This is a genomic window from Kitasatospora sp. NPDC023176 (genome assembly GCF_055560495.1).
The window spans coordinates 1-1,288 of the sequence record NZ_JBVHIP010000099.1 but is presented as its reverse complement, the minus strand read 5'-3'; the positions used below and the strand labels follow the sequence as shown (position 1 = coordinate 1,288).

The window sequence follows — 1,288 nt, the reverse complement described above, 5'->3', positions numbered from 1 at the left end:
TGACAGGCTCAGCGGTGGCGGTCGAGCCGCTGCCGGTGGCCGTGGGGGCGGGCGCACCGGAGGGCTCGCCGTGGGCCGTGGGGGTGGCCGTGGGGGCGGGCGCACCGGAGGGCTCGCCGTGGGCCGTGGGGGTGGCCGTGGGGGTGGCCGTGGGGGCGGGAGTGGAGGTGCCGGTGGCGGCAGTGGCCATGCCTCCCGCGGTCGCGATGGCTGCGGCCGTGGCGGTGGCGGCGATGAGCATTCTCGGGCGGATGCGCATGAATCCGTGTCCTTTCCTGCGGGCGTCCGGTTGATGCCGGCACCCCTCTACGCCTCCTGACGCCCGGTAGGTCGCACCCCCGCGCGTGATCCAGGTCATAGGCCGCCGGTGCGACCCTGGGACGGCGCTCGTGCGTACAGGGCGGGAGGCTCCGCCCAGGAGGCACGGCTCCACCGCCACGGCCGAGCGGTGCTTCCCCGCCATCGCGTGTACCGCGAGCTGACGGACAGCCCCGGAAGAGAGGCCCTTGATGACGCCACAGGAGTTCGACGCGTTCTACGCGGCGTCCTTCTCCCGCCTGACCGGGCAGCTCTACGCGCTGACCGGCAACTGGTCCGAAGCCCAGGACGTGGTCCAGGAGGCCTTCATCCGCGCGTGGGACCGAAGGCGCACCTTCGACCCGGACGAGGCCCCGGAGGCATGGATCCGGACCACGGCCCGGCGGTTGGCGTACTCCCGCTGGCGGCGTCTCGCCCGGGGCCTGCACCTGGCCGGACGCCACCACCGCCAGGAACCGCCCGTCGTCGAGCCGCCCGCCGAAGAACACCTGATGCTGGTCAGCGCGCTCCGCGAGCTGCCCGAGGCACAGCGAGGCGCGCTGGTCCTGCACCACATGTGCGACCTCTCCGTCGAGCAGGTCGCGGCCGAGACCGGCGCCAGCGTCAGCGCCGTCAAGAGCCGTCTCGCCCGCGGCCGGACGGCGCTCGCGGCCAAGCTCGCCGACAGAACCCCGACCAGCGAGGAAGGAAAGCTCCGTGTCTGACCCCGTCCACGACGCCCTCGCCGACCGGCTGCGGCTGCTCGGCACGCAGATGCCCGCCCCGGCCCTGCGCGCCGCGGAGATCCGCCGCCGCGCCGACCGGCGCCGCCACCGCCGGTACGCCTTGGGCGCGACCGCGGCCTGCACGGCAGCAGCACTGTGCCTGGTCCTCCCGTCCGTGCTGCGCTCACCGGGGCCGCAACACCCGGCGGGACCGCAACAAGGACCGGCCACCACCGGCGTCTCCTCCGCGTCGGCCTCCCCCCACC

1 protein-coding gene and 2 pseudogenes are annotated in these 1,288 nt (G+C 74.9%); 2 read left to right on the top strand and 1 reads right to left on the bottom strand.

The annotated features are described in order from the left end of the window. Positions 1-259: pseudogene (locus tag ACZ3YL_RS42475) on the bottom strand (hypothetical protein); the annotation flags it as partial. 250 nt (positions 260-509) lie between these two features. Between ACZ3YL_RS42475 and ACZ3YL_RS42470 the strand changes: the two are divergent. Both ACZ3YL_RS42470 and ACZ3YL_RS42465 read left to right on the top strand, forming a co-directional pair. After that, positions 510-1,022: a SigE family RNA polymerase sigma factor gene (locus ACZ3YL_RS42470; protein ID WP_188308300.1), complete on the top strand. Its 513-nt coding sequence runs from the start codon at positions 510-512 to the stop codon at positions 1,020-1,022. Further along, positions 1,015-1,288: pseudogene (locus tag ACZ3YL_RS42465) on the top strand (hypothetical protein); the annotation flags it as partial. The gene ACZ3YL_RS42470 and the pseudogene ACZ3YL_RS42465, both read left to right, overlap by 8 nt.